This is a genomic window from Streptomyces sp. NPDC096193 (genome assembly GCF_040302905.1).
GTDB lineage: Bacteria > Actinomycetota > Actinomycetes > Streptomycetales > Streptomycetaceae > Streptomyces.
Genome location: NZ_JBEOSJ010000002.1, coordinates 59,833 through 83,719, shown reverse-complemented (window position 1 = coordinate 83,719; position 23,887 = coordinate 59,833). Strand labels below are relative to the sequence as shown.

The window sequence follows — 23,887 nt, the reverse complement described above, 5'->3', positions numbered from 1 at the left end:
CCGGAGCCGGGACCGGGAAAGGAGCCGGCGTCCGGACCGGTAGACGCCTTCGAGGCCCCGTCCGGTGAGCTGTCCGTCCGTGGGAGAGACGGCCAGGCAGGGCAAGGAGACGCAGATGAGCGCGCGGTGCACCGGTGGCAGGTCGGAGGGCCACCGCGTCCCCGCCCCCGGTACCGGTCCGGTGGCCTGTGTCGACTGTGGGGGGCGGGACGAGCGCGGGGCGGTGAATGCCATGAGTGTTGTGATGTGCCTTCCGTAGGCTCCGGACAGCCGCTGCGTGTACGAGGGCACGGGTCGCACGACCCCGCCACGACGGTGAACGGCTGCACAGGCATACGGGTCACGGTTGTCATGGCTCGCTCCGCGTGTCCTGGCGGCCGTCGCGCCGGCTGTCCGGGCTGCGCTGCCCTGCTGCCTTGCGGGGATGGGTCGACGGGGAGGCCGTCTTCGCGGACAAGCGGGGCCGAGCGCCGATCGGAGCCCGGGCCTGCCGGGTGCGCGGTCGGCCGCGCCTCCACGCCGGGTCGCGTGTCTGCGGCTGGTCGGGGGTCTCGTGGATACGCCGGCTTTCGCCGTCGGCGGCGTTCTGGAGCCCCTCTCGTGCAGTGCGCTCCTTGCGGAGGCAATTGCGCAGGGTCTCCGGATCCAGGCCCTCGTTGCAGGCCTGGTGAAGGAGGCGGGCGAAGACGTACTGGTCGTCGAGGCGCAGGGCCAGCCCGAGGGCGACGCGGGCACCGGGTTCGTCCCCGGTGGACCACGCGACCCAGCCCGCGAGGGTGAGGGGTGCTGTGGCGTGCTCCGCATAGGGAGCGACGCATCGTCGGCACAGGGCCCGCCAGAGACGCAGGGCGGAATCTGCCTCCGGTCCTTCCATCCATTCCGCTGCGCGGTCCCGGGTCTCGCGGTCTTGTAGTCCGAGAATCATGATGGCGGCTTCGTCGTGGCTGAGGAGTGCGTCATCGGTGGCGTCCGCCTGTGACCTGCTGGAGGTCCAGGGTGTCTCGGCGATGCGTGCCATGAGGGTGCGGGCCAGGGTGAGCGTCTCAGCGGCCACCTGCTTGCGACCCAGTTCGTCGAGAATCCTCGGCACGAGTGCCGCTCCTGCCCTGTCGAGCGCTCTCGCCTGGGCCTCGGCCGACGGAGCCGTCGTGGGCGCGAGCCGCGACTCCATCTCCCGCAGTGATCCGCGCACGTGGACCCCGGCGTAGGCCGCGGCGGCCGCCATCACCGACGTGCCGGGGATGGCGAGCCCTTTTCCTTCCGGCGGACAGCAGCGTTCGTCGGGGCAGCAGTAGGACCAGAAACGTCCGTCTGAGATGCACAGCGCCTCGTAGACGGGCACGTCGAGGGAACCGCAGGCGGTCCGCAGACGCTGGGCGAGCGGACGCAGCCGCTCCATCACGCTTCGGCTCGTCTCGCCTTCTGCCGGGTCCTGGCAGAGGTAGACGACAAAGCCGTCGGGACGCGACCCCCGCCGCTCGCTCCCTTCGATCAGGCATTCCGCGAGCTGCTGGGCCACGGGTGACCATTCACGCTGCGATCGTGGAATGCCGAGCCTCACCCGGCCTCCGAAGCGGCCGCGGCTGCCGTGGAGCGCGACGATCACGATGGAGTCGGTCGGGTGAAAACCCATCATGTACGGAAGGGCGTCGGCGAGTTCGGCGGGGCCACGCAGGGTGATCTGCTGGTCGTCGGTGCGGTGGACGGGTTCGTGGTGCTTGTTCATGGCATGACGGTCTCGCGGGAGATCACCGTCCGCGACCCCTGTGGATAACGTTATCCACAGGCTGGCGGCTCATTCGCGCTTTGTCGGTGCCATCGGGTTGCATGGGGTCATGACCAACGCAGACCTCGCGGATTCCGCGGACCTCAGGGCCTCGGCCGACGCCGTGCTCGCCCGCCTCGTCTCGGACGGTTCGGGCAGGGCCCGGCTGCGCGAAGACCAGTGGCGGGCGATCGAGGCGCTCGTCGCCGACAAGCGCCGGGCCCTGGTGGTACAGCGGACCGGCTGGGGCAAGTCGGCGGTGTACTTCGTCGCGACGGCGCTGCTGCGCGGGCAGGGCAGCGGCCCGACTGTGATTGTCTCTCCGCTGCTCGCGCTCATGCGCAACCAGGTCGACGCAGCGGCTCGGGCGGGCATCCGCGCCCGGACGATCAACTCGTCCAACACGGAGGAGTGGGACACCGTCCAGGAGGAGGTGGCCGCGGGTGAGGTCGATGTGCTGCTGGTCAGCCCCGAGCGGCTGAACAACCCGGACTTCCGCGACCAGGTCCTGCCCAAGCTCGCCGCCGCCACCGGCCTCCTGGTGGTGGACGAGGCCCACTGCATCTCGGACTGGGGCCACGACTTCCGCCCCGACTACCGGCGGCTGCGGACGATGCTGGCGGAGTTGCCGGCCGGGGTGCCGGTACTGGCGACCACCGCGACGGCCAATGCCCGGGTGACCGCGGACGTGGCGGAACAGCTGGGCACGGGCGCGGGGACGGACGCCCTCGTGGTGCGGGGTCCGCTGGATCGGGAGAGTCTCAGCCTGAGCGTGCTCCAGCTTCCCGATGCCGCAACCCGCCTTGCGTGGCTGGCCGATCATCTCGGCGAGCTCCCGGGGTCAGGAATCATCTACACCCTCACGGTCGCGGCGGCCGAGGAAGTCACGGCGTATCTGCGCCAGTGCGGGCACACGGTGGCCTCGTACACGGGTCGCACGGAGAACGCGGATCGCCAGCAGGCCGAGGAGGATCTCCTCGCCAACCGCGTCAAGGCGCTGGTGGCCACATCCGCGCTGGGGATGGGATTCGACAAGCCCGACCTCGGTTTCGTGGTCCATCTGGGCTCGCCGTCGTCGCCCATCGCCTACTACCAGCAGGTGGGCCGTGCGGGGCGAGGAGTGAAGCACGCGGAGGTGCTGCTGCTGCCGGGCAAGGAGGACGAGGCGATCTGGGAGTACTTCGCGTCGGTCGCCTTCCCGCCGGAGGAGCTGGTGCGGCGCACTCTCGATGTGCTGGCGCAGGCGGACAGGCCGCTTTCGCTGCCGGCGCTGGAGCCGTTGGTGGAGCTGAGGCGTACCAGGCTTGAGACCATGCTCAAGGTCCTCGACGTGGACGGCGCCGTGCGCCGTGTGAAGGGCGGCTGGACGGCCACGGGCAGGCCCTGGCAGTACGACGCCGACCGCTATGCGTGGGTGGCCCGGCAGAGGGACGCCGAGCAGCAGGCGATGCGGGAGTACGCGCGGTCGACAGGTTGCAGGATGGAGTTTCTGCGTCGGCAGCTGGACGACGAGGAAGCGGTTCCGTGCGGCCGCTGTGACAACTGCGCGGGGGGCCGGTTCAGCGACAAGGTCTCCGAAACGGCGCTGGACGCCGCTCGCGGAGAGTTGAGCAGGCCCGGTGTCGAGCTCGATCCCCGCAAGATGTGGCCGACCGGCCTGTCCGCGGTGGGCGTCAATCTCAAGGGCCGGATTCCGGAGGGCGAGCAGGCCTTCACCGGTCGGGCGCTGGGCAGGCTCTCCGACATCGGCTGGGGTAACCGTCTGCGGCCGATGCTGACCGCGCAGGCGGCGGACGCGCCGGTGACGGACGACGTGGTGAACGCGGTGGTGACGGTCCTGGCCGACTGGGCGAAGGGTCCCGGCGGCTGGGCATCGGGTGCGCCGGACGCACCGGCGCGTCCGGTCGGCATCGTGACCGTCGCATCGCGCAGCAAGCCCCAGCTGGTCGGATCCCTCGGTGCCAGGATTGCCGATGTCGGCCGGATGCCGCTGCTGGGCTCCGTCGAGTACGCACCCGAGGCAGCGGACACCCGTATCTCGCGTACGAACAGCGCTCAGCGGGTCCGGGCACTGCATGAGGCGTTCACTGTGTCGGCCGAGCTGGCCGGAACGCTGGCGGCGGCCGACGGGCCCGTGCTGCTGATCGATGATCTTTCGGACAGCGGCTGGACCCTGGCTGTGGCGTCGCGGCTGCTGCGCAGGGCAGGCGCCAAGGGCGTGTTCCCGCTGGTCCTTGCAGTCCAGGCGTGACCACAGGGGTCAATGAACCTGTTGATGGGCAGGGATATCTGCGTCATACCCGCCGAATCCCGCCGGTGGCGTCAAATTGCTCGTTGCCGCATGCCGACGCGCCAGCGAGAATTGGAACGCTCCCCGCACGGCCCGTTCGCGGTCCGGAAGAGCCGTGCCGCGGTGCGCCTTCACCCGATCCTGCCCGCACTGTGGGCGCGTATGCGAAGGGAGTTTCGTGACCTTCGGATTCGCTTCGTCCGCAGCCACTTCGATCACCAGCTCGGGCAGTTCCACCAACCGCCTCGCCAGGCTGCTCGAACCTGCCGAGTGGGCGGCAGCGGGAATCCCGTTGCTGCGCAATCCGCGAGAGGTGGTCAGCGGTCTCCACGCCCGGCACAGTCCGGCGCCGGCGACGGCGGTCGTTGCCGTCCTCGACCATGAGGAACGGCTCGCCGCCAGTGCCTCGTTCGCACGACGCTCCGCGCCGGTCGACGGCTGGGAGTTCCGGAACGTCCTGCTGGCCCATCTGCGCCGGGTCATCCCGCACGACCTTCGCCGTCGTACGCCGGTGCGGACAGCCGTGCTGCTCTACTGCCGGGAGGGCGACGAGCGGTGGACGGAGGAGGACGGTGCATGGATGTGGGGGCTGCGGGACGCCTGCACCCTCCACGGGCTGCGCTGTGGTGCGTACATCACGCTGACCCGAGGCGGTTGGCAGGTCCTGGGCGAGGGGCGGGGTGGCCGCCGGCCGAGCTCCACGTCGGCCCCGGGTGATCTGGCGGAGATGGCGGCGGTCGGCGAGCCCTTGGAGCTGCGTACCGCCAGTGGCGCGGTGGACGTCCTGCGCCGCACGGCCGCTCGCTGAAGTCCTGAACTGCCGGCGCGCGAGTCGGCGGCGGCCACGGCGGCTGATCAGCGGCGGGCCCCGGGCTGCCGCACGAAGCTGCGACGACTTGGGCCATGACCCGATGCGGGACAGGTCCGGCCCGGCGTCCTGCCACGCATCTGCCCGTCGACCGGGCCCACGTACGACGACGTACCCCGTCAACTCACCGGGTGACCCACCGACTGACAGGGACTCATGGCATCGCGCGGATGCGCGCCGCGGCTCCGTCACCGGGCGACACGCACACCGAAGGGCCCTCTGTGCCTCGCCCTTGTCCGGCCGCCTTTGTCAGGGCAGCCGGACAACGGCACACCGGGAGGTTCCGGTGGGGCTCGCGGTCAGGCAGCCGCACCGAGTGCGGTGTTGATCCGCTTCGGGTCACCGCACACGATGAGCAGAGCACCTGCCTTGGCCATCGCGGCGGGGAGCGCCGTGGCGGCTTCCTCGTCGGTACCACCGTTGAGTGCGACGACCACCACGGGACGGGTGGAGGCCCGGCCCACTGCGGTGGCGGCGGCGTAGAACACGTCGTCGCCGGCGTCGTGCTGTGCCCAATAGGTGGCTTCGCCGAAGGACAGCTCATGTGCGGCCCACGGGTGCTGTTCGCCCGTGGTGAGCACCAGGACGTCGCCCGGTGCCCTGCCTGTGTCGAGCAGGAGGTCGATCGCCTCCTCGGCGGCGTCGAGTGCGCCGTCCGCGGGGGCGGGGATCAACTGGATCTGCGGCTGGGAACGGTTCTCCGACCGGGTGGCCTGCGGCTGTCCGGTGGAGGCGTGCGTACGCGGCGTCGGCGCGGGCCGGGTGGAACCCGGGCCCGGATGTCCGGGACGCGGCGAGGCCATGGAACGCGGACCGGGTACGGGACGGGGGGTCGGCGCGGTGCGGCCGGCGGCCGGTGTAGCGCGGGGACCCTGGGCGCTCTCGTGAATCTGAGGCTCCTCGGGAATGAGAGGCATGGGTGGATGTCTATCAAATGCCGGTTCGAACGGCATAGGCGGGTGGGCACATGAGTACGACTGCCCTGCCGGCAGGGCTGGTTCAGAATTCGAAGCCGAGCTGGCCCCCACTCTCCAGTTCTGCCGCCTCCGGAGAGAGTCGAATCTTCTTCAGGTGCCGCCATGCGGGCAGCGCGTCGAGATACGCCCAGGAGAGCCGGTGGTACGGCGTGGGGCCGAGCTCCCTGAGAGCGGCCTTGTGGACGGGCGAGGGGTACCCGGCGTTGTCGGCGAAGGCGAAGTCGAGGAAGTCGCCCTGCAGTTCAGCCATCATCGCGTCCCTGCGCACCTTGGCGAGCACCGAGGCCGCGGCGACCGCGACGCACGACTGGTCTCCCTTGATGACCGTACGGACGCGCCACGGATCCCCGAGGTAGTCGTGCTTACCGTCGAGGATGACCGCGTCCGGACGTACCGGCAGAGCGTCCAACGCGCGGGTGGCCGCCAGACGGAGGGCCGCGGTCATGCCGAGCTCGTCGATCTCCTCCGGCGAGGCATGCCCCAGTGAGTGGGCCGTGACCCACTTCTCCAGCTGGACCGCCAGCTCCTCGCGGCGCTTCTGGCTCAGCAGTTTGGAGTCGGTGAGCCCGACGGGAGGCCGGCGCAGTCCGGTGATCGCGGCGCATACCGTGACGGGACCGGCCCAGGCCCCTCGTCCGACCTCGTCGACACCGGCAATGATCTTGGCGCCGGTGGTCGCTCGGATCGAGCGCTCGACTGTGTGGGTGGGTGGTTCGTACGGCATGGCGCCAGCAAGCCTACGCCGACCGGCCCCGCCCGGAACAACCGGATTCCCGTCACGGTTCGGCTGCGCCGGACAGCCTCGTCCGGAGAGTCACTCAGTCCTTGTGCGGACGGAGCAGCGGCACCATCACCTGGTCGATCATTTCGGCGATTTCTCCGTCTGGCCATTCGCTTCCGCGCACCTTGGAGCGGTACATCATCAAGCCCGGAATCACGTCGATGACGAGGTCGTGAGCGGCATCGGGGCGGACGTCTCCCCGAACCATTCCGCGGCTTACGACGTCACGGAAGAGCTGGGTGGACGGTTCGATCACCTGGCGGACGATCACTGCGAGGAATCGCTCGGCAGCCGCAGAGTCGCACTCGTGAAGCACTGAGCGGAGCGCGAAGCCGGACCGCGAGTACATCGCGTCGCGCACACGCCGGCACAGCTGGAAGAGGTCCTCGCGGATGCTTCCGTGATCATCGGCCTCGACCAGCTGGGGCAGGGCGGCCTGCAGGGCATCGGCGACGAGGTCCTCCTTCGAGGGCCAGCGCCGATAGACGGCCGCCTTCCCGGTCTGAGCACCGGCGGCCACACCTTCCATGGTGAGTCCGCTCCAGCCGACCGTACTCAGCTGGTCCAGCGCGGCATCGAGGATCGCGCGTTCCAACACCTGCCCTCGACGGCGCAGCGAGACCGGGGATGTCTCGGCAGCGACCGTCCAGCGCGAATTGGCCATCATCTTCTCTCCGTTGGGGACTGGAGTTCAGTGAACGCTTGCGTTCACTGATGGGGACTCTCTACGGTTGACAACAGTGAACGAACACGTTCACTAACGCACTTGTGGGGGGACACCAGTGACAACTTCCGAACTAGCAGCTCCCAGCACGCCCGGGGCAGCGCGCCGACCAGGACGTCCCGGGATTGCCCTCACTGTCATCGCCGCCCTCCAGCTCATGGTGGTCCTCGACACCACGATTGTGAATATCGCGCTCCCCCACATCCAGGGGACACTCGAGTTCACCACGACCCAGCTGTCCTGGGTGGTCAACGCCTACACACTCACCTTCGGCGGGCTGCTGCTGCTCGGCGGCAGGGCGGGCGACATACTCGGCCGCCGAAGGGTCTTCATCTTCGGCGTGCTGCTGTTCACCTTCGCCTCGCTGCTGTGCGGCGTCGCGCAGGAAGCGTGGCAGATGCTCGCCGCGCGTGCACTCCAGGGAGTCGGCGGCGCGATCGCCTCGCCCACCGCGCTCGCACTCATCACCACCACGTTCCGCGAAGGCCCGGAGCGCAACCGCGCGTTCGGCATCTTCGCGGCCGTCTCGGCCAGCGGCGCGGCCATCGGTCTGCTCGCCGGCGGCATGCTCACCGAGTGGCTCGACTGGCGCTGGGTGTTCTACGTCAACCTGCCGATCGGCATCCTCATCGCCGTACTCGCGCCGATGTTCATCAACGAGTCCGACCGGCACTCCGGGCGCTTCGATGTCACGGGTGCGCTCACCTCGACCATGGGCATGGCGTCCTTGGTCTACGGATTCATCAGGGCCTCCGAGGACGGCTGGAGCGACGGTCTCACGCTCGGCGCCTTCGCCGCGGCGATCATCCTGCTCACCGCCTTCGTCATGATCGAACGCAAGGCACGCGAACCGATCACTCCGCTGCGTATGTTCGCCGACCGCAACCGCTCGGGCACGTATCTGATCATGATGAGCCTCGCTGCGGCCATGTTCGGCATGTTCTTCTTCATCGTCCTGTTCGTGCAGAACGTGCTGGACTACAGCCCCATCACCTCCGGTCTCGCGTTCCTGCCGGTCACCGTCATGATCGTGACGGCGGCCGGGCTCTCGTCGAAGCTGCTCCCCGTGCTCGGCCCCAAGCCGTTCCTGGTGGCCGGGGCGCTGTTCACGGGAAGCGGGATGGCGTGGCTCACCGCGCTCTCACCCGAGAGCTCCTATCTGGGCGGCGTGCTGGGACCGATGCTGCTCTTCGGTTTCGGCATGGGCCTGGTCTTCGTGACCGCGACGCTCACGGCGGTCTCCGGTGTCTCGCAGCACGAGTCGGGCGCGGCCTCCAGTCTGCTCAACGCCACCCAGATGGTGGGCGGTTCGCTGGGACTGTCGATCCTCATGACCATCTTCAGCACCGCCAGCCGCGACGAGGCCGAGCGACAGCTGCCGTCGTTCCTCGCAGAGTCCACTCCGGCGCAGAAGGCCGTCTTCGAGAAGACGCACGAATTGCCGCCGCCTTGGGGGCACCAGGTACTCGCCGAGGGCATCGCGACCTCGTTCTGGGCAGGTGTCGGCCTGGTCGGACTGGCGGCGCTGATCGCACTGTTCGTCCTTCGGGTCCGCAAGAGTGACTTGGATGCGCTCGGTGGGACAGCGGGCCCGGGAGGGCACGCCGCGTAGCGCCGGAGTGCGGGCCGCGCCGGCGATCGACGCGGCCCGCACACGCCCCTGCCGCCGACGCGGCTCGTAGCAAGGCCCCGTGAGCGGCATGAGCGACAGAACCCGAACAGGCCGAGACCGCCTCTCACGCGGAGCAACTCGACGATCAGCGGCAGAGCCTCAGCGAGCCGCTGCCGGAAGCCAATCCGGCAGCGTCTCCGTGCGCTCCAGCCACGCGGCCGGCGGCTGTCCGGCCTTCCCCGCGGCAACCACCCCGCAGGCGATGGCGCACGTGGTGTCCACATCGCCCCCCACCTGCGCGGTCGTCCAGAACGTCCGCTCGAAGTCATCGAGCGACCGAGCGGCCGACCAGAGTGCGAACGGCACGGTGTCGTGCGCGCTCGTGCGCCGGCCGCTGCCCAGGACCGCGGCGACGGTCCCGGCGTCGTTGTAGTCGAGCATGTCCCGCGCCCGTCGCAACCCCGCCCCCACCGCACTGCGCGGCACGAGCGCGATGACGCCGTCGAGCAGATCCGTGGGCTGGGGCGGTCCCGCCGGATTCGCTGCGATCGCTGCTGCCGCCGCCACAGCCATGGCGCCGACCACAGCCTCACGGTGCTGGTGCGTGGTGTACGAGGAGATCTCGGCCTGGTGCGTGGCCTGCTCCGGGTCGTCCGCGTACCAGGCGCCGAGGGGCGCGATCCGCATCGCGGATCCATTTCCCCACGAACCCTGGCCCTGGAACAGCCCTGTGGCCAGTTCTCGCCAGTCGCCGCCTTCTCGGATCAGCCGGAGCATGCGGTTGACGGCGGGGCCGTACCCACGGTCGAAGTCATGGTGCTCGGCGAAGGAGCCGGCCAGCGCGTCCTGGTCGATGCGGCCGTGATGCGCGAGCACGGCGAGCACCGAGGAGGCCATCTCGGTGTCGTCGGTCCACTGCCAGGTGCCCGAGGGCACCTCGCGCCGCTTCAGCAGCGGGTAGTTCGACGGTACGAAGTACTGGGAGCCAAGAGCGTCTCCCACGGACAGTCCGCGCAGGCTGTCCAGGGCGCGTGCGAAGCGCCGGTCACGAGAGGAGTCAGCGGTCATCTTCCTGCCACTCTATCCGGTGACGCCGTACGGCTCCGGGGTGCGCCAGCGCTCGAACGGCCGGTCAAGGGCGTAGCGGCCGTCCTCGCCGAGCTCCAGCACCCGCATGTCCCCGTTGCAGGGGTTGGCCAGCGACTCGAAGTCCGCGACCGTCCAGTGGAACCAGCGCATGCAGAAGAGCCGCATGGTCAGTCCGTGCGTCACGAGGAGCACGTTCGGCGGGTGGTCGGGCGACTCGAAACTCCGGTGGAGGCTCTCCAGGAAGGCGCCGACCCGGTCGTACACGTCCGCTCCGGACTCGCCCTGTGCGAAGCGGTAGAAGAAGTGCCCATAGGCGTCCCGATAGGCCTTCTGGAGCCGCACGTCGTCCCTGTCCTGCCAGTTTCCCCAGTCCTGCTCCCGCAGGCGCGGCTCCTCGCGGACCCGGACAAGTTCGGGATCGAGGTCGAAGGCGCGGAAGGTCTGGTGCGTGCGGCGGTAGGGGGAGACGTAGACGCTCACCTGCTCGCGGCCGAACAGCTCACGCACCCGGCGGCCCGTCTCCTCGGACTGGGCCCAGCCCTTGCTGGTCAGCCCCAGCGCATGGTCGGGCTCGCGCTCGTACACGGTGTCGTCGGCGTTCCCTTCCGACTCACCGTGTCGGACGAGGACGATGCGTTGCGGTCTTGCCATGTCTCGACCCTAGATCGCCCTGGGGCCTGCTGAGCGACGGGACAGGTTCCGGGTGGCCGATCGGGCCCGTGAGGTGTGGCACATCAGGGGCCCGCCGCCCCGTCGGCCGGAGTCCGTCAGACGGTCCAGGACGGTTCGAGCTGGACGACATCACCGCTGAGTGCGGCCACATCTGCCTCGGTCTGTGCCCGCAGGAGCAGCCTCTCCACCCGCTCTCTGCGGTACTTCCCGTGCTCGGCGGCCGACTGCCACATCGACATCACCAGGAACTCGTTCTCGGGAGCCTCGCCGAACAACCCCCGGACCATGCCGGGCGAGCCCGCCATGGCCGGGTTCCACACCTTCTCCTGCATGAGCGCGTAGTGCTCGACCCGGTCCTCGCGGACCTTGCAGTGCGCGACCCGCACCACATCGGCCCCGGTGAACCGCGGCTCGAAGCCGGTCTTCACATCGAAGCGGTGGTCGAACAGCTTGGCCTGGCTGTCCTTGTACGTGCCGGACTGGCCGGACGCCAGCCGGTCGTGGGAGCGCGCCATGAACGAGTCGTAGAACGCCCGGCTCTCCCAGAAGGCGAACACATGGGCCACATGCGGTCGCCCCTTGCTCCACCCACCACCCTGTCCCCGGAATCCCGGCTCACCCAGCAGCCCCGCCCACTTCCGCTGTCCCCGCTCGAACCCACGACGGTCCACCACGGTGCAGCGAATCCACTTGACCAGCACCGCGCCATCGTACGGCTCGGAACGTGGCGCCGGTCACTCTCCCGAGGAGTGCACTCCTTCCGGACCGACACATGCCCCGGCCGCCGGTTCGATCTCGCACCCGACGGAGTCGATCCGGGGCAGACCGACCCTCGGGAATGATCAGTTCCGGGCCGTGTGCCGCTCGGAGGCGGGAGGGGGGCCCCGCCCCTCCCCGGAAAAGCCGGCCGCACTGTCGGACCCACGCTGCACAATGATCGTCATGACGGCGTTGCACACCAATCCTCTGTTCGCCCGGCTGGAGTCGGCCGAGCGCGTCCTCGTCGCGGGCGCGGGCGGCGGGTTCGACGTGTACGCCGGCCTGCCGGTGGCACTGTCCCTGCGTCACCAGGGCAAAGAGGTCCACCTCGCGAATCTGTCGTTCAGCGCCCTCGAAGGTCTGCCGACGGACGCCTGGCTCGCACCCGACGTCGCGGTCGTCACCCCGACGACATCGCTTCACCAGACCTACTTCCCCGAGCGCACCCTTGCCCAGTGGCTCGACCTCCACGGCTGTCCGAGCACGGTCCACGCCTTCGCCCGCGTGGGAGTCCAGCCGTTGCGGGCCGCGTACACCGCCCTCCTGGAGCAGTACGACATCGATGCCGTGGTCCTGGTGGACGGCGGCACGGACATCCTGATGCGCGGCGACGAATCGGGGCTCGGTACCCCGGAAGAGGATCTGACGAGTGTGGCCGCGCTCCACGGAATCCCGAAGGAGCTCGCGCCGGAGCGGGTGGTCGTCTCCCTCGGTTTCGGCGTCGACGCCCACCACGGGGTGAGCCACGGCCTGGTGCTGGAGAACATCGCCGCGCTGGACGCCGACGGTGCATACCTCGGCGCCTTCTCGGTGCCGCGCACCACCGTTGAAGGTGCGCTCTTCCTGGACGCCGTGGCCCATGCTCAGGCGCACACCGCGGATCACCCGAGCATCGTCAACGGCTCCATCGCCGCCGCGGTCCGGGGCGATTTCGGCAACGTCCAGTTCACCACCCGCACCCGGGGCAGCGAACTCTTCATCAACCCTCTGATGTCCCTCTGCTTCGCCTTCGAGCTGGCCGGACTGGCCCGGCGCTGCCTCTACCTGGGCCGTATCGAGCACACACATCTCATACGCCAGGTCAGCAGCGCGATCGAGGCGTTCCGCGAGGAGATCGTCCGGCAGCGACCGCCTCGCCGCATCCCGCACTGAGCCGATAACGTCAACCGACCGTGAAATCCCGACAGTTACGGGAAGGGCAATCTGGTGAGCAGCCTCAGCAAGGGTGTCAGCAAGGTCGAGGTGTCCCTCCGATGGGATCCGAGTCCCCTGGGCGAGGCGCCCCACGACCTGGACATAGTCGCAGCGACCTATACCGCGGAAGCCCCCCGTGGTGAACCGGCGTACGTCGTGCACTTCGACAGCCGGTCACCCGACGGCACCATCACTCTGACCCGGGACAGCAAGACGGGGCAGGGCTTCGGGTCCGACGAGGTCATGACGCTGGAGTTCGACCGGCTGGCGCCCACGTACGGACGTGTCCTGGTGGGTGTGGTCATACAGCAGCGTGACGGTCGCCGGGTGTTCGGCGATGTGGCGAACACCGTGGTGAAGGTCGCCGAGGGCCATACCGAGCTCGGGCAGAACGACTTCTCGAATCTCCCGACGGCCACAGCGGCCGTCGTCGCGGAGTTCGTCCGCGGTGATACGGGCGAGTGGCAGTTCCGTGAGGTCATGCGGGGGTACAACACCGAGCCGCAGGACTTCATCTCGCTGATGGGCAGCGACTGAGAGGACGGCCCGGATGGATCAAGAACTTCGGAAGCGTTTCGCGACGCTGACGACGGCCCACCTCGCGGACGCCTGCATCCGCGCCGGGCTGCCGGTGCGCTGCGCACCGGCAGCCATGCGCGCCGTGGTGCCGGGCAGCCGGCTGGCCGGGCGGGCCGTGCCCGCGCGGCATGTGGGCAGCGTCGACATCTTCCTCGAGGCGTTCGAAGGGGCGCGGCCCGGTGACGTGCTCGTGGTCGACAACCAGGGCCGTACGGACGAGGCGTGCGTCGGTGACCTCGTGGCCCTGGAGGCGCTGGACGCGGGTCTGGACGGCATGGTGATCTGGGGCCTTCACCGCGATACGGCCGACATCCGGGAGATCGGCCTCCCGGTCTTCAGTCTGGGAGCCGTCCCGACGGGCCCGCTGAGTCTCGATGCCCGGCCGGAAAACGCCCTGGAGTCGGCCACGGTCGGCGAGTGGACGGTGGACCGTGCGGATCTGGTGCTGGGCGACGAGGACGGCGTCGTGTTCATCCCCGCGGCGCGTGCCGATGAGCTGTTCACTCTCGCGGAGACGATCCGGGACACGGAGCGCCGCCAGGCGGAACGCGTCCGTGCGGGTGAGTCACTGCGCAGCCAGGTCCGGTTCGGGGCCTTTCTGACCGCGCGGGAGCAGACGCCCTCCCTGACCTTCCGCGACCATCTGCGCGCCGTGGGCGGGGCGATGGAGGAGTAACCCCCGCCCCCGGGATCAAACCGCGGGGCGGGGAGCCGGAAGAATCCGACTCCCCGCCCCGACAGGGTGGTTCACCCTCGATGGGTGCCCGCGATCAGCTGCAGCCGCTCGTCGAGCCGCAGCCCTCGCAGATGTAGCAGGAGCCCGCCCGCTGCATCTTCGTCCCGCAGGAGAAGCACAGCGGCGCGTCGGCGCTGATGCCCAGCTGCATCTCCACCAGCTCCGCCGAGGTGTGCGCCTGCTGCGGGGCCGGGATGGCCGCCTCAGGAGTGGCGACCGCCTTCAGTTCCTGCTGCCGCGGAGCGGACTGGGCCAGGCCCTCGACGTCCAGCTCCTCGTCGGTCGGCTCGTACGACCCGGTCTCGAGGTGACGCTGACGCTCGTCGGCCGAGTGGATGCCGAGCGCCGAGCGGGTCTCGAAGGGCAGGAAGTCGAGCGCCAGGCGGCGGAAGATGTAGTCGACGATCGACTGCGCCATCCGCACGTCCGGGTCGTCCGTCATACCGGCCGGCTCGAAGCGCATGTTGGTGAACTTCGAGACGTACGTCTCCAGCGGGACGCCGTACTGCAGACCGACCGAGACGGCGATGGAGAAGGCGTCCATCATGCCCGCGAGGGTCGAACCCTGCTTGGACATCTTCAGGAAGACCTCGCCCAGACCGTCGTCCGGGTAGGAGTTGGCGGTCATGTAGCCCTCGGCGCCGCCCACCGTGAACGAGGTGGTGATGCCGGGACGGCCCTTCGGGAGGCGCTTGCGAACCGGGCGGTACTCGACGACCTTCTCGACCGCGGTCCGGATCGTCTCCTCCGCCTTCGCGGTGACCTCGGCCTTCTCCTTGTCCTTGGTCTTGGCGGAGAGCGGCTGGCCGACCTTGCAGTTGTCGCGGTAGATCGCGAGCGCCTTGACGCCCATCTTCCACGCCTCGAAGTAGACCTCTTCGACGTCCTCGACGGTGGCGGTCTCCGGCAGGTTGACCGTCTTGGAGAGGGCGCCGGAGATCCACGGCTGGATGGCCGCCATCATGCGGACGTGTCCCATCGCGGAGATGGAACGCTCGCCCATGGCGCAGTCGAAGACCTCGTAGTGCTCGGTCTTGAGGCCGGGGGCGTCGATCACATTGCCGTGGTCGGCGATGTGGGCGACGATCGCCTCGATCTGCTCCTCCTGGTAGCCCAGGCGGCGCAGGGCCTGCGGGACGGTGCCGTTGACGATCTGCATCGAGCCGCCGCCGACGAGCTTCTTGAACTTGACCAGGGCGAGGTCGGGCTCGAGGCCCGTGGTGTCGCAGGACATCGCCAGACCGATGGTGCCGGTGGGCGCGATGACCGAGGCCTGCGCGTTGCGGAAGCCGTTCTTCTCACCGAGGCGGACGACGTCCTGCCAGGCCTCCGTCGCGGCGGCCCAGATCGGCGAGTCCAGGTCGTCCATGCGGACGGCCGCGGTGTTGGCGTCGGCGTGCTGCTTCATGACGCGCTGATGCGGGGCGGCGTTGCGGGCGTAGCCGTCGTACGGGCCGACGACCGCGGCGAGTTCGGCGGAGCGCCGGTACGAAGTACCGGTCATCAGCGAGGTGATGGCGCCGGCGAGCGCGCGGCCACCGTCGGAGTCGTACGCGTGACCCGTCGCCATCAGCAGGGCGCCGAGGTTGGCGTAGCCGATGCCGAGCTGGCGGTAGGCGCGCGTGTTCTCGCCGATCTTCTGCGTCGGGAAGTCCGCGAAACAGATGGAGATGTCCATCGCGGTGATGACCAGCTCGACGACCTTGGCGAAGCGCTCGACGTCGAAGGACTGGTTGCCCTTGTCGTCGTCCTTGAGGAACTTCATCAGGTTCAGCGAGGCGAGGTTGCACGAGGTGTTGTCCAGGTGCATGTACTCGCTGCACGGGTTCGAGCCGTTGATACGGCCGGACTCCGGGCAGGTGTGCCAGTTGTTGATGGTGTCGTCGTACTGGATGCCCGGGTCGGCGCAGGCCCAGGCCGCCTCGGCCATCTTGCGGAAGAGCGACTTGGCGTCGACCTCCTCGATGACGTCCCCTGTCATCCGGGCGCGCAGACCGAACTTGTCACCGGCCTCGACGGCCCGCATGAACGCGTCGTTCACCCGCACCGAGTTGTTGGCGTTCTGGTACTGGACGGACGTGATGTCGTCGCCGCCCAGGTCCATGTCGAAGCCCGCGTCACGCAGGGCGCGGATCTTCTCCTCTTCCTTCACCTTGGTCTCGATGAAGTTCTCGATGTCGGGGTGGTCGACGTCGAGGATGACCATCTTGGCCGCGCGGCGGGTGGCGCCGCCCGACTTGATCGTTCCTGCAGACGCGTCCGCACCGCGCATGAAGGAGACCGGACCGGAGGCGTTGCCGCCGGAGGACAGCAGTTCCTTGGAGGAACGGATCCGGGAGAGGTTCAGGCCGGCGCCCGAGCCACCCTTGAAGATCATTCCCTCTTCCTTGTACCAGTCGAGGATCGACTCCATGGAGTCGTCGACGGACAGGATGAAGCAGGCAGAGACCTGCTGCGGCTGAGGCGTGCCGACGTTGAACCACACCGGCGAGTTGAAGCTGAAGATCTGGTGCAGGAGGGCGTACGCCAGCTCGTGCTCGAAGATCTCGGCGTCGGCGGGAGAGGCGAAGTAGTTGTAGTCCTCACCGGCCTTCCGGTAGGTCTTCACGATCCGGTCGATCAGCTGTCGCAGACCGGTTTCGCGCTGCGGGGTGCCGACGGCCCCGCGGAAGTACTTGCTGGTGACGATGTTGACCGCGTTGACCGACCAGAAGTCGGGAAACTCGACGCCCCGCTGCTCGAAGTTGACCGAGCCGTCGCGCCAGTTGGTCATGACGACGTCACGGCGCTCCCAGACCACCTCGTCGTACGGATGCACTCCGGGGGTGGTGTGGATTCGCTCGATGCGCAGACCCTTGCTCGCCTTGGACCCCTTGGCGCGGGATCCTCGTGCCGGGCCGCTCGTCGTCTCTGTCATGCCGCCTCCCATACATGGGCAAAAACGCCCTGATGTGCCCAGATCTTCCCGAGGCACAGTTCTTGTCCGATGCCGCGAACGCCGCAGGGCGCCGTGGCAGGTTCTGGTGCCGCCTGACTGTGGTCGGCGGGCGGTCGGGGGTCCGACCGCCGCGGCCGGCGTCACTCAGTCGGCGGCGGTGGCGGGCACGGGGACCTCGAGGGTCTCGCCCGTGCCGCCTTCCTCAGCGGGCGGCCGTTGCACGCGGAGCTCCGCGATGGCCGCCTCGAAGTCTTCGAGTGAGTCGAATGCCCGGTAGACGGACGCGAAGCGCAGGTAGGCGACGAGGTCGAGCTCCTGCAGGGGGCCGAGTATGGCCAGACCCACGTCGTGGGTGGTCAGCTCGGCGCTTCCGGTGGCACGCACCGCCTCCTCGACCCGCTGGCCGAGCTGGGCGAGGGCGTCCTCGGTGACCGGCCGCCCCTGGCACGCCTTGCGCACGCCGGAGATGACCTTGTTACGACTGAAGGGCTCGGTCACGCCGCTGCGCTTGATCACCATCAGCGAGGCGGATTCCACCGTCGTGAAGCGGCGGGAACAGTCGGGACACTGCCGACGGCGCCGGATCGACGTCCCGTCGTCGGTGGTGCGACTGTCGACGACACGACTGTCGGGGTGCCTGCAGAAGGGGCAGTGCACGGTTCCCAACCCTCCTTCACAGCACGACTGAATAGCCTCGACAGGCGGTCGAAGCCCTTTCGAAGCAGCCCCAAGCATAGGCGATGACCACGGTCTTGGAGCACCGGGGACCACAACTTGTGGGCGGCAGACACAATCCAACCACTAGATCTGGGGTTGGGCCGCCTTTTTCGCTCCTGGAGCGTGTCGCGTGGCGAGCACGGATCGCGGACGGCGTACGGGCGGTGACACCCCGACACCGAGGGCTCCCGGCGGGCGGTGACGCCCCGGCACCGAGGACTCCTGGCGGGCGGCGAACCCTGCCGCGAAGACGCTCACGGCGTCCGGTGCGGCGACGCTCAGGAAGACCGGCCACGAGGGTACGCGAGAGGCGCGGCGCCACCGCTTTCCGGGGCCCGGATGCAAGACTGCGGGCACCGTCCTGCCGTTCCGCGAGGCGGGTGGTTACCGTAATGGCCCGAATTGCTCACTGGGCGATCGTTCGCACATACACCCAGCCGCGTGCTTGCGTCAGCTAATCTGCCATATTTCACTCGAACGTGTGTTTGGCGCAACCTTTCGAAAGCAACTACCGTTGTCCAGCTAGGGAGACCATTCGAGAGGGGCCGACGTGACCACCACCGCAGACAGTGCCACCATCACTGCCCAGGACCGCTCCCAGAACCGATTCGAGCCGGTGCATGCCATGAATGACGCAGCCACGACCCCGGAGGGTCCCAAGCCGACGCGTTCGCTGCCCGGCCGGCCCCCAGGGATCAGGGCGGACAGCTCCGGGCTCACGGATCGGCAGCGGCGTGTCATCGAGGTGATCCGTGACTCCGTCCAGCGACGGGGATACCCACCGTCGATGCGCGAGATCGGCCAGGCCGTCGGCCTGTCCAGCACCTCATCGGTCGCCCATCAGCTGATGGCGCTCGAGCGCAAGGGCTTCCTGCGGCGGGACCCCCACAGGCCCCGGGCCTACGAGGTGCGCGGCTCCGACCAGCCCAGCACCCAGCCGACGGACACCAGCGGCAAGCCCGCCGCGTCGTACGTCCCGCTGGTCGGCCGGATCGCGGCCGGCGGCCCGATCCTGGCCGAGGAGTCGGTCGAGGACGTCTTCCCGCTCCCCCGGCAGCTGGTCGGTGACGGCGAGCTGTTCGTCCTCAAGGTCGTCGGTGACTCGATGATCGAGGCCGCCATCTGTGACGGCGACTGGGTGACCGTGCGGCGACAGCCCGTCGCGGAGAACGGCGACATCGTGGCAGCCATGCTCGACGGCGAGGCCACGGTGAAGCGGTTCAAGCGGGAGAACGGCCATGTCTGGCTGCTCCCGCACAATGCGGCGTACCAGCCGATCCCCGGCGACGAAGCGACCATCCTCGGCAAGGTGGTGGCTGTGCTGCGGCGGGTGTGACACCACCCGCCGGCTCCGACCGGGCCCCGGGACCCACTGCGCCGGTCCCGGGGCCCTGCCATGTCCGCAGGGCCCCGCATGTCGACCGCGTCCCGCGCTGTATCCGGTGTCAGAGTGCTGCCTTGGCCGCTGCGTCGATCGCGGACAGTGAGCGACGCACCTGGTTGCGGTCCGTGGTGTACCAGAAGTCCGGCAACGACGCTCGCAGGTAACTCCCGTACCGGGCGTTGGCAAGCCGGGGATCGAGTACGGCAACGACGCCGCGGTCGCCCGTGGCCCGTACGAGACGTCCGGCGCCCTGCGCCATCAGCAGGGCGGCATGCGTCGCCGCGACGGCCATGAAGCCGTTGCCACCCGACTCTTCGACCGCCTTCTGGCGGGCGCTCATCAGCGGGTCGTCGGGCCGCGGGAACGGAATCCGGTCCATCACCACCAGCTGACAGCTGGGACCCGGCACATCGACGCCCTGCCAGAGCGAGAGGGTGCCGAACAGACAGGTCTCCGGTTCGGCGGCGAAGGCCTTGATCAGCTCGCCGAGCGTCTCCTCGCCCTGCAAGAGGATCCGGTTGTCGAGCCGCCCGCGCAGCTCCTCGGCCGCTGCCTGGGCAGCCCGCATGGACGAGAACAGTCCCAGTGTGCGGCCGCCTGCCGCCTCCACCAGCTCGGAGAGCTCGTCCATCATGTCGGCGCGGGACCCCTCGCGGCCCGGCGTCGCCAGATGGCGCGCGACATAGAGAATCCCCTGCTTCGGGTAGTCGAAGGGCGAGCCGACGTCGAGGCCCTTCCACTGCGGGACGTCCTCCCCGGCGATCCCTTCGGGGGACAGACCGAGCGACGCGCCCACACCGTTGAAGTCGCCCCCGAGTTTGAGGGTCGCGGAGGTGAGCACCACCGACCGCTCGGTGAACAGCTTCTCCCGCAGCAGCCCCGAGACGGTCAGCGGAGCGACCCGCAAGGAGGCGCCGAACCGGTCGTGGCGCTCGTACCAGACGACGTCGTACTCGGAGCCTTGGGTGATGCGCTCCGCGACACCGTGAATGTTCTCGACGGCGGCCAGAGCCTGCTTGCGAACCGCGTCCTCGTCCTGGACGGACTTGTCACGGGTGGAGCCGAGCGCCGAGATGACATTGCGCGATGCGTCGCGCAGCGCCAGCAAGGCGTATCCGAGATCCTCGGGGATCTCCTCCAGCCGGCCGGGAAGGGCGAGCTCCATCAGTCGCTCGAAGGTCTCCGCCGCGGTCTGCAGGGCATCCGCCGCCTTCTCGTTGACCAGCTTGGCCGCGCGCCGCACCGCCCGGTTGACCTGGCCCGGCGTGAGCTCCCCGGTCGCCGCACCCGTCACCCGTGAGACGAGTTCATGGGCCTCATCGATGATCAGGACCTCGTGGCTGGGCAGCACGGGCGCGCCCTCGATCGCGTCGATGGCCAGCAGCGCGTGATTGGTGACGACGACGTCCGAGAGCTTCGCGCGCTCCCGTGCCATCTCGGCGAAGCACTCGGCGCCGTAGGCACACTTGCTGGCGCCCAGGCACTCGCGGGAGGAGACGGAGATCTGTCCCCACGCCCGGTCGGAGACGCCGGGCGTGAGGTCGTCCCGGTCGCCCGTCTCCGTCTCGTCGGCCCAGTCCCGCATGCGGAGCAGGTCCTGTCCGAGCTTGCTGGTGGGGGCGGCCGCCTCGAAGGGGTCGAACAGGCCGTCCTCCTCTTCCTGCGGCACGCCTTCGTGCAACCGGTGCAGGCAGAGGTAGTTCGACCGGCCCTTGAGCATGGCGAACTCCGGCCGGCGGCGCAGCAGGGGATGCAGCGCGTCCACCGTGCGCGGCAGGTCCCGCTCGACAAGCTGCCGCTGGAGGGCCAGGGTGGCCGTGGCGATGACGACGCGCTCCCCGTGCGCCAGTGCGGGCACCAGATAGCCCAAGGACTTTCCGGTGCCGGTACCGGCCTGGACCAACAGATGCGAACCGTCGTCGACGGCGGTGGCCACGGCCTCGGCCATGGTGACCTGGCCAGGCCTTTCCACACCACCGACGGCGGTGACGGCGGCGTGGAGTAGTTCGGGGAGGGATGGCTTCGTCATAGGCCGACCACCCTACGGCTCACCACTGACAACTCCGATCCGATCACGCCAGAGGGTTGGGGACGGTGCCGTGGACGGCGGCGTGCGGGCGCTGCGGGCGGTCCCGGTAGCCGTCCAGGTGGAGCCGGTTGCGGTTGAGACAGATCCGGTCGATACGGGGAGTGAGCAGGTCGAACGCTTCGTAGCGGTCCTTGAGCTCGGGGAATCGCCCCTGATGACGCAGGATTTCCGCCCTGACCAGCGCCCAGAAGTCGGCTTCCGGCACGCCCAAGTGCTCTTCGCACAGCGGCGCGAGGTAGCGGAAGACGCCGATGAAGAGGCCGGAGTGGATGAACTGGGTGAGGAAGGCGGGCTCCTCGGTGAGCAGCACGGACCGCACGTCTTGGGGCATCGAGTCGTGCTCGGGCAGCGGCTGCGCGCTGACGTTGACGTCGTCGACGAAGTCCTTGATCGCGAGGCGTTCGGGCACGTCCTGGTCGTCGAAGACGACGATGGCGTTCTCGCCGTGCGGGGAGAAGACCGTGCCGTAGCAGTAGAGAAAGTGCAGCAGCGGCGGAAGCAGGGCGGCGAACAGGCGCTGCAGCCATACGGCTGGGTCGAGACCGGAGCGGGTGACGAGTTCGGCGGTGAACGAACGGCCTTGCGGATCGGTGTGCAGCAGCGACGCGAGCGTCCTCGCCCGCTCGCCGGGTGCCAGGCGCGGCTGCAGGGGCTCGCGCCAGATCGCGCCGAGCAGTTCCTTGTACTGGTACGGCACCTCGGGAAGGCGGTCGTAGAGCGGGTGCTCGACGCTGACCGACGCGACTTCACCCAGAAGGATCACGCCGCACTCGTCCCGCAGGAAGGGGTCCTCGTCGCGCAGTCCGTGCACCCAGGCGGTGACGGCGGGGGCGGCGAGCGTGCGCTCGGTCGGCAGGCCGCGCCAGACGAGGGTGTTGAGGATGGACAGCGGCAGCTTGACGGTGTGCCGGTGGGAGCGGTCCAGGTTCACGAAGGTGCGGATGGACTGCTGGGGCAGCCGCAGATCACCGTCGGTCGGCAGTGGCACGATCTCGCCACGCGCGATAGCCGGCGCGTAGAGGGGAAGGATCACCTCGTCCCACTGCCAGGGGTGCACCGGCAGGAAGAGGTACGAGTCGGGGTCGAGCTGCCTGGCGCGCAGGGCGTCGACGAAGGATTCACGTACCGGGGCGTCGAGTTCGTGGGCGTACAGGTCGCCTGCGGCGGCGAGGGAGGAGACTCCGCGGAAGGAGGCGAGGGATGTACTGACGGCGATCCAGGGCAGCCGGGCGGGCCTGCGGGCCTCGGGCGCCCATGCGGCGGTGTCGGTGGCGGAGAAGCCGATACGGCCCTTGTTGAGTACGAGCCAGGGGTGGCCGGTCTGGTGGCCTTCGAGCTCGGCGTAGCCGAGATCGGCGAGTGCGGCGGCGGACGGTGCCGCGTGGTCGAGGCCCGTGTCGGCGACGAGGGTGACGCTGAGCTCACGGAGCAGGTGGCCGAGGGTGGCGCCGTCGAGGTCGATGAGACGGCGGGCCCGGACGAGGAAGTCGAGCGGGTCGGCGTACGGCCTGTCGTCGCACCGGATGGAGTCGGCATCCACGCGCCAGCTGCCGTAGGCCCCGCGGCGGGCGCGGAAGGACAGGCGGGCGGCGTCGTCCAGATCGAGGGTGAAGCGAGCGGGCCGGGGGTGGCCGTTCCCGCTCGGAGCTATGTCCGGTGCCTGTGGGTGCTGGGCGTCGGCCTCCCGGTTACGTTGCCCGGCGTCCGGCGCGGGTGCCTCACCGGCCTTGTCGGGCACCGGCTCGATGATCTCCTCGTAGGCGAACTCGCCGAGCATCTTGGCGAGCAGGCGGGCTCCCACCCGGTCCCAGCGCTGCGCGGTGAGACCGGGTGGGCTGAAGGGTGCCGCGGACGGGTGCTCGGAGTCGGAGCTGGCAGGAGGCTGGGGCACGGGGACTCCTCGAGTGGAACCGATGCGGGGCGAGCGGTGTAGGGAAGGCAGCGGATCGTTCACAGCAGGTTGCGCAGCGCGCGGTCGCGGACCATGAGAGCGGCCCGCTTGCGGGGGAGGTCGATCTCCGCGGAGTAGCGGAAGCCACCACTGAGGAAGGCGGAGACGGAGGGAGTGTTGCGAAGGTCGGGTTCCGCGATGACGCGTGTGCACCGGGGGCGCTTGTCGAAGATGAGATCGGCGACGGCTCTGAGCAGGGTGGAGCCGACGCCGCGGCCGCGGTCGGCGACACCCCCGACGAGGAGGTGAAGGCCGGTGTCATGAGGACGAGCCGGATAGTGCCGCGCCAGAGGATCCAGATCGGCGCGGTAGATCTCGAAGTAGCTCATGGGCACGCCCTCGAGCACACCCAGGCAGGGGAGGCTGCGGCCGTCGCCGTCGAGCTGGGTGCGCAGGTGGGCAGCTGTGACGGAGTCGGGTCCGGCCAGCTCCCAGAAGGCTGCGACAGCAGGGTCGTTCATCCAGCGGCTGATCAGGACCAGGTCCCGCTCGATGCGCACGGGGACAAGCTGGAAGGAGCCGTGGGAGGTGGTCGCCGGCCCCCATTCGGCGAGGTGGTCGAGCAGATCTCCGGCACAGCCGTCGGCCTGCTCTGGGTCGGCGTCGGGCTCGCCCTCCCGGAACAGCGCCAGGAGCTCGTCGGGGATGCGTAGATCGAGGGTGTCCTCGACGCTGTCGGCGAGCTGGGGTGCGGCGGCACCGGCTTCGGTTCCGTTGCTCGCATCGATGGGAGGCATTGCGGCGCTCTCCTCTCGCAGGTCG

General features: G+C 69.3%; 19 protein-coding genes. 7 read left to right on the top strand and 12 right to left on the bottom strand.

What is annotated here, in order from left to right; all coding sequences use genetic code 11:
- Window positions 1–349: 349 nt before the first annotated feature.
- On the bottom strand, window positions 350–1,726 hold the full coding sequence (locus ABTX78_RS03130) for a DUF4192 domain-containing protein (protein WP_352205087.1): 1,377 nt from the start codon (window positions 1,724–1,726) through the stop codon (window positions 350–352).
- Window positions 1,727–1,835: 109 nt separating this feature from the next.
- On the opposite strand from ABTX78_RS03130, the gene ABTX78_RS03125 reads away from it, so the two are divergent.
- Window positions 1,836–4,016 (top strand): RecQ family ATP-dependent DNA helicase, encoded by a 2,181-nt coding sequence (locus ABTX78_RS03125; protein ID WP_352205086.1) that lies wholly within the window; start codon window positions 1,836–1,838, stop codon window positions 4,014–4,016.
- Between the two features lie 217 nt (window positions 4,017–4,233).
- The gene (locus tag ABTX78_RS03120; protein WP_352205085.1) at window positions 4,234–4,863 is read left to right on the top strand and encodes a hypothetical protein; all 630 of its coding nucleotides are present in this window, start codon (window positions 4,234–4,236) and stop codon (window positions 4,861–4,863) included.
- Between the two features lie 359 nt (window positions 4,864–5,222).
- On the opposite strand, the gene ABTX78_RS03115 is transcribed toward ABTX78_RS03120, so the two are convergent.
- From ABTX78_RS03115 to ABTX78_RS03105, 3 genes are all read right to left on the bottom strand, one after another.
- Complete coding sequence (locus tag ABTX78_RS03115; RefSeq protein ID WP_352205084.1) at window positions 5,223–5,840, bottom strand: hypothetical protein; 618 nt, start codon at window positions 5,838–5,840, stop codon at window positions 5,223–5,225.
- An 82-nt stretch (window positions 5,841–5,922) separates the two neighbouring features.
- The gene (rnhB, locus tag ABTX78_RS03110; RefSeq protein WP_352205083.1) at window positions 5,923–6,624 is read right to left on the bottom strand and encodes a ribonuclease HII; all 702 of its coding nucleotides are present in this window, start codon (window positions 6,622–6,624) and stop codon (window positions 5,923–5,925) included.
- Window positions 6,625–6,718: 94 nt separating this feature from the next.
- Window positions 6,719–7,345, bottom strand: a complete 627-nt coding sequence (locus tag ABTX78_RS03105) for a TetR/AcrR family transcriptional regulator (RefSeq protein ID WP_352205488.1) — start codon at window positions 7,343–7,345, stop codon at window positions 6,719–6,721.
- A 118-nt stretch (window positions 7,346–7,463) separates the two neighbouring features.
- Here ABTX78_RS03105 and ABTX78_RS03100 point away from each other — a divergent pair, with 118 nt between their 5' ends.
- Entirely contained in the window at window positions 7,464–9,017 is a 1,554-nt protein-coding gene (locus tag ABTX78_RS03100) for an MFS transporter (RefSeq protein WP_352205082.1), read from the top strand.
- A 159-nt stretch (window positions 9,018–9,176) separates the two neighbouring features.
- Here the strand turns inward: ABTX78_RS03100 and ABTX78_RS03095 are convergent, their stop codons facing one another.
- The 3 genes from ABTX78_RS03095 to ABTX78_RS03085 all read right to left on the bottom strand — a co-directional run bounded on the left by ABTX78_RS03095 (window position 9,177) and on the right by ABTX78_RS03085 (window position 11,479).
- Complete coding sequence (locus ABTX78_RS03095; protein ID WP_352205081.1) at window positions 9,177–10,085, bottom strand: ADP-ribosylglycohydrolase family protein; 909 nt, start codon at window positions 10,083–10,085, stop codon at window positions 9,177–9,179.
- Between the two features lie 12 nt (window positions 10,086–10,097).
- Entirely contained in the window at window positions 10,098–10,757 is a 660-nt protein-coding gene (locus ABTX78_RS03090; RefSeq protein WP_313943685.1) for a histidine phosphatase family protein, read from the bottom strand.
- Between the two features lie 116 nt (window positions 10,758–10,873).
- The gene (locus ABTX78_RS03085) at window positions 10,874–11,479 is read right to left on the bottom strand and encodes a YdbC family protein (RefSeq protein WP_327679486.1); all 606 of its coding nucleotides are present in this window, start codon (window positions 11,477–11,479) and stop codon (window positions 10,874–10,876) included.
- A 241-nt stretch (window positions 11,480–11,720) separates the two neighbouring features.
- On the opposite strand from ABTX78_RS03085, the gene ABTX78_RS03080 reads away from it, so the two are divergent.
- The 3 genes from ABTX78_RS03080 to ABTX78_RS03070 are packed head-to-tail and all read left to right on the top strand — an operon-like array spanning window position 11,721 to window position 13,986.
- Window positions 11,721–12,689 (top strand): DUF1152 domain-containing protein, encoded by a 969-nt coding sequence (locus ABTX78_RS03080; RefSeq protein ID WP_352205080.1) that lies wholly within the window; start codon window positions 11,721–11,723, stop codon window positions 12,687–12,689.
- A 54-nt stretch (window positions 12,690–12,743) separates the two neighbouring features.
- A complete protein-coding gene (locus tag ABTX78_RS03075; protein WP_352205079.1) occupies window positions 12,744–13,268 on the top strand; it encodes a TerD family protein in 525 nt (174 codons plus the stop codon).
- A 13-nt stretch (window positions 13,269–13,281) separates the two neighbouring features.
- Window positions 13,282–13,986 carry an RraA family protein gene (locus ABTX78_RS03070; RefSeq protein WP_352205078.1) on the top strand — a complete coding sequence of 235 codons (705 nt, stop codon included), beginning with the start codon at window positions 13,282–13,284 and terminating at the stop codon, window positions 13,984–13,986.
- A gap of 94 nt (window positions 13,987–14,080) precedes the next feature.
- On the opposite strand, the gene ABTX78_RS03065 is transcribed toward ABTX78_RS03070, so the two are convergent.
- Both ABTX78_RS03065 and nrdR read right to left on the bottom strand, forming a co-directional pair.
- Window positions 14,081–16,963: a vitamin B12-dependent ribonucleotide reductase gene (locus ABTX78_RS03065; RefSeq protein WP_352205077.1), complete on the bottom strand. Its 2,883-nt coding sequence runs from the start codon at window positions 16,961–16,963 to the stop codon at window positions 14,081–14,083.
- A gap of 165 nt (window positions 16,964–17,128) precedes the next feature.
- Window positions 17,129–17,641, bottom strand: a complete 513-nt coding sequence (gene nrdR, locus ABTX78_RS03060; protein WP_352205487.1) for a transcriptional regulator NrdR — start codon at window positions 17,639–17,641, stop codon at window positions 17,129–17,131.
- A 610-nt stretch (window positions 17,642–18,251) separates the two neighbouring features.
- Between nrdR and lexA the strand changes: the two genes are divergently transcribed.
- Complete coding sequence (gene lexA, locus ABTX78_RS03055; protein WP_313943692.1) at window positions 18,252–19,037, top strand: transcriptional repressor LexA; 786 nt, start codon at window positions 18,252–18,254, stop codon at window positions 19,035–19,037.
- A 109-nt stretch (window positions 19,038–19,146) separates the two neighbouring features.
- On the opposite strand, the gene ABTX78_RS03050 is transcribed toward lexA, so the two are convergent.
- From ABTX78_RS03050 to ABTX78_RS03040, 3 genes are read right to left on the bottom strand one after another with little or no spacing between them, the layout of a single operon-like run.
- Window positions 19,147–21,114 (bottom strand): ATP-dependent DNA helicase, encoded by a 1,968-nt coding sequence (locus ABTX78_RS03050; protein WP_352205076.1) that lies wholly within the window; start codon window positions 21,112–21,114, stop codon window positions 19,147–19,149.
- 43 nt (window positions 21,115–21,157) lie between these two features.
- Entirely contained in the window at window positions 21,158–23,065 is a 1,908-nt protein-coding gene (locus ABTX78_RS03045; RefSeq protein ID WP_352205075.1) for an IucA/IucC family protein, read from the bottom strand.
- A gap of 59 nt (window positions 23,066–23,124) precedes the next feature.
- Window positions 23,125–23,862 (bottom strand): GNAT family N-acetyltransferase, encoded by a 738-nt coding sequence (locus tag ABTX78_RS03040; protein ID WP_352205074.1) that lies wholly within the window; start codon window positions 23,860–23,862, stop codon window positions 23,125–23,127.
- Between the last annotated feature and the right edge of the window lie 25 nt (window positions 23,863–23,887).

Bases quoted from the DNA above. Each gene is read 5' to 3' on its own strand.
- ABTX78_RS03130 (WP_352205087.1), bottom strand. From the start codon at position 1,726: ATGAACAAGCACCACGAACCCGTCCACCGCACCGACGACCAGCAGATC.
- ABTX78_RS03125 (WP_352205086.1), top strand. From the start codon at position 1,836: ATGACCAACGCAGACCTCGCGGATTCCGCGGACCTCAGGGCCTCGGCC.
- ABTX78_RS03115 (WP_352205084.1), bottom strand. From the start codon at position 5,840: ATGCCTCTCATTCCCGAGGAGCCTCAGATTCACGAGAGCGCCCAGGGT.
- rnhB (WP_352205083.1), bottom strand. From the start codon at position 6,624: ATGCCGTACGAACCACCCACCCACACAGTCGAGCGCTCGATCCGAGCG.
- ABTX78_RS03105 (WP_352205488.1), bottom strand. From the start codon at position 7,345: ATGGCCAATTCGCGCTGGACGGTCGCTGCCGAGACATCCCCGGTCTCG.
- ABTX78_RS03095 (WP_352205081.1), bottom strand. From the start codon at position 10,085: ATGACCGCTGACTCCTCTCGTGACCGGCGCTTCGCACGCGCCCTGGAC.
- ABTX78_RS03090 (WP_313943685.1), bottom strand. From the start codon at position 10,757: ATGGCAAGACCGCAACGCATCGTCCTCGTCCGACACGGTGAGTCGGAA.
- ABTX78_RS03080 (WP_352205080.1), top strand. From the start codon at position 11,721: ATGACGGCGTTGCACACCAATCCTCTGTTCGCCCGGCTGGAGTCGGCC.
- ABTX78_RS03070 (WP_352205078.1), top strand. From the start codon at position 13,282: ATGGATCAAGAACTTCGGAAGCGTTTCGCGACGCTGACGACGGCCCAC.
- ABTX78_RS03065 (WP_352205077.1), bottom strand. From the start codon at position 16,963: ATGACAGAGACGACGAGCGGCCCGGCACGAGGATCCCGCGCCAAGGGG.
- ABTX78_RS03050 (WP_352205076.1), bottom strand. From the start codon at position 21,114: ATGACGAAGCCATCCCTCCCCGAACTACTCCACGCCGCCGTCACCGCC.
- ABTX78_RS03040 (WP_352205074.1), bottom strand. From the start codon at position 23,862: ATGCCTCCCATCGATGCGAGCAACGGAACCGAAGCCGGTGCCGCCGCA.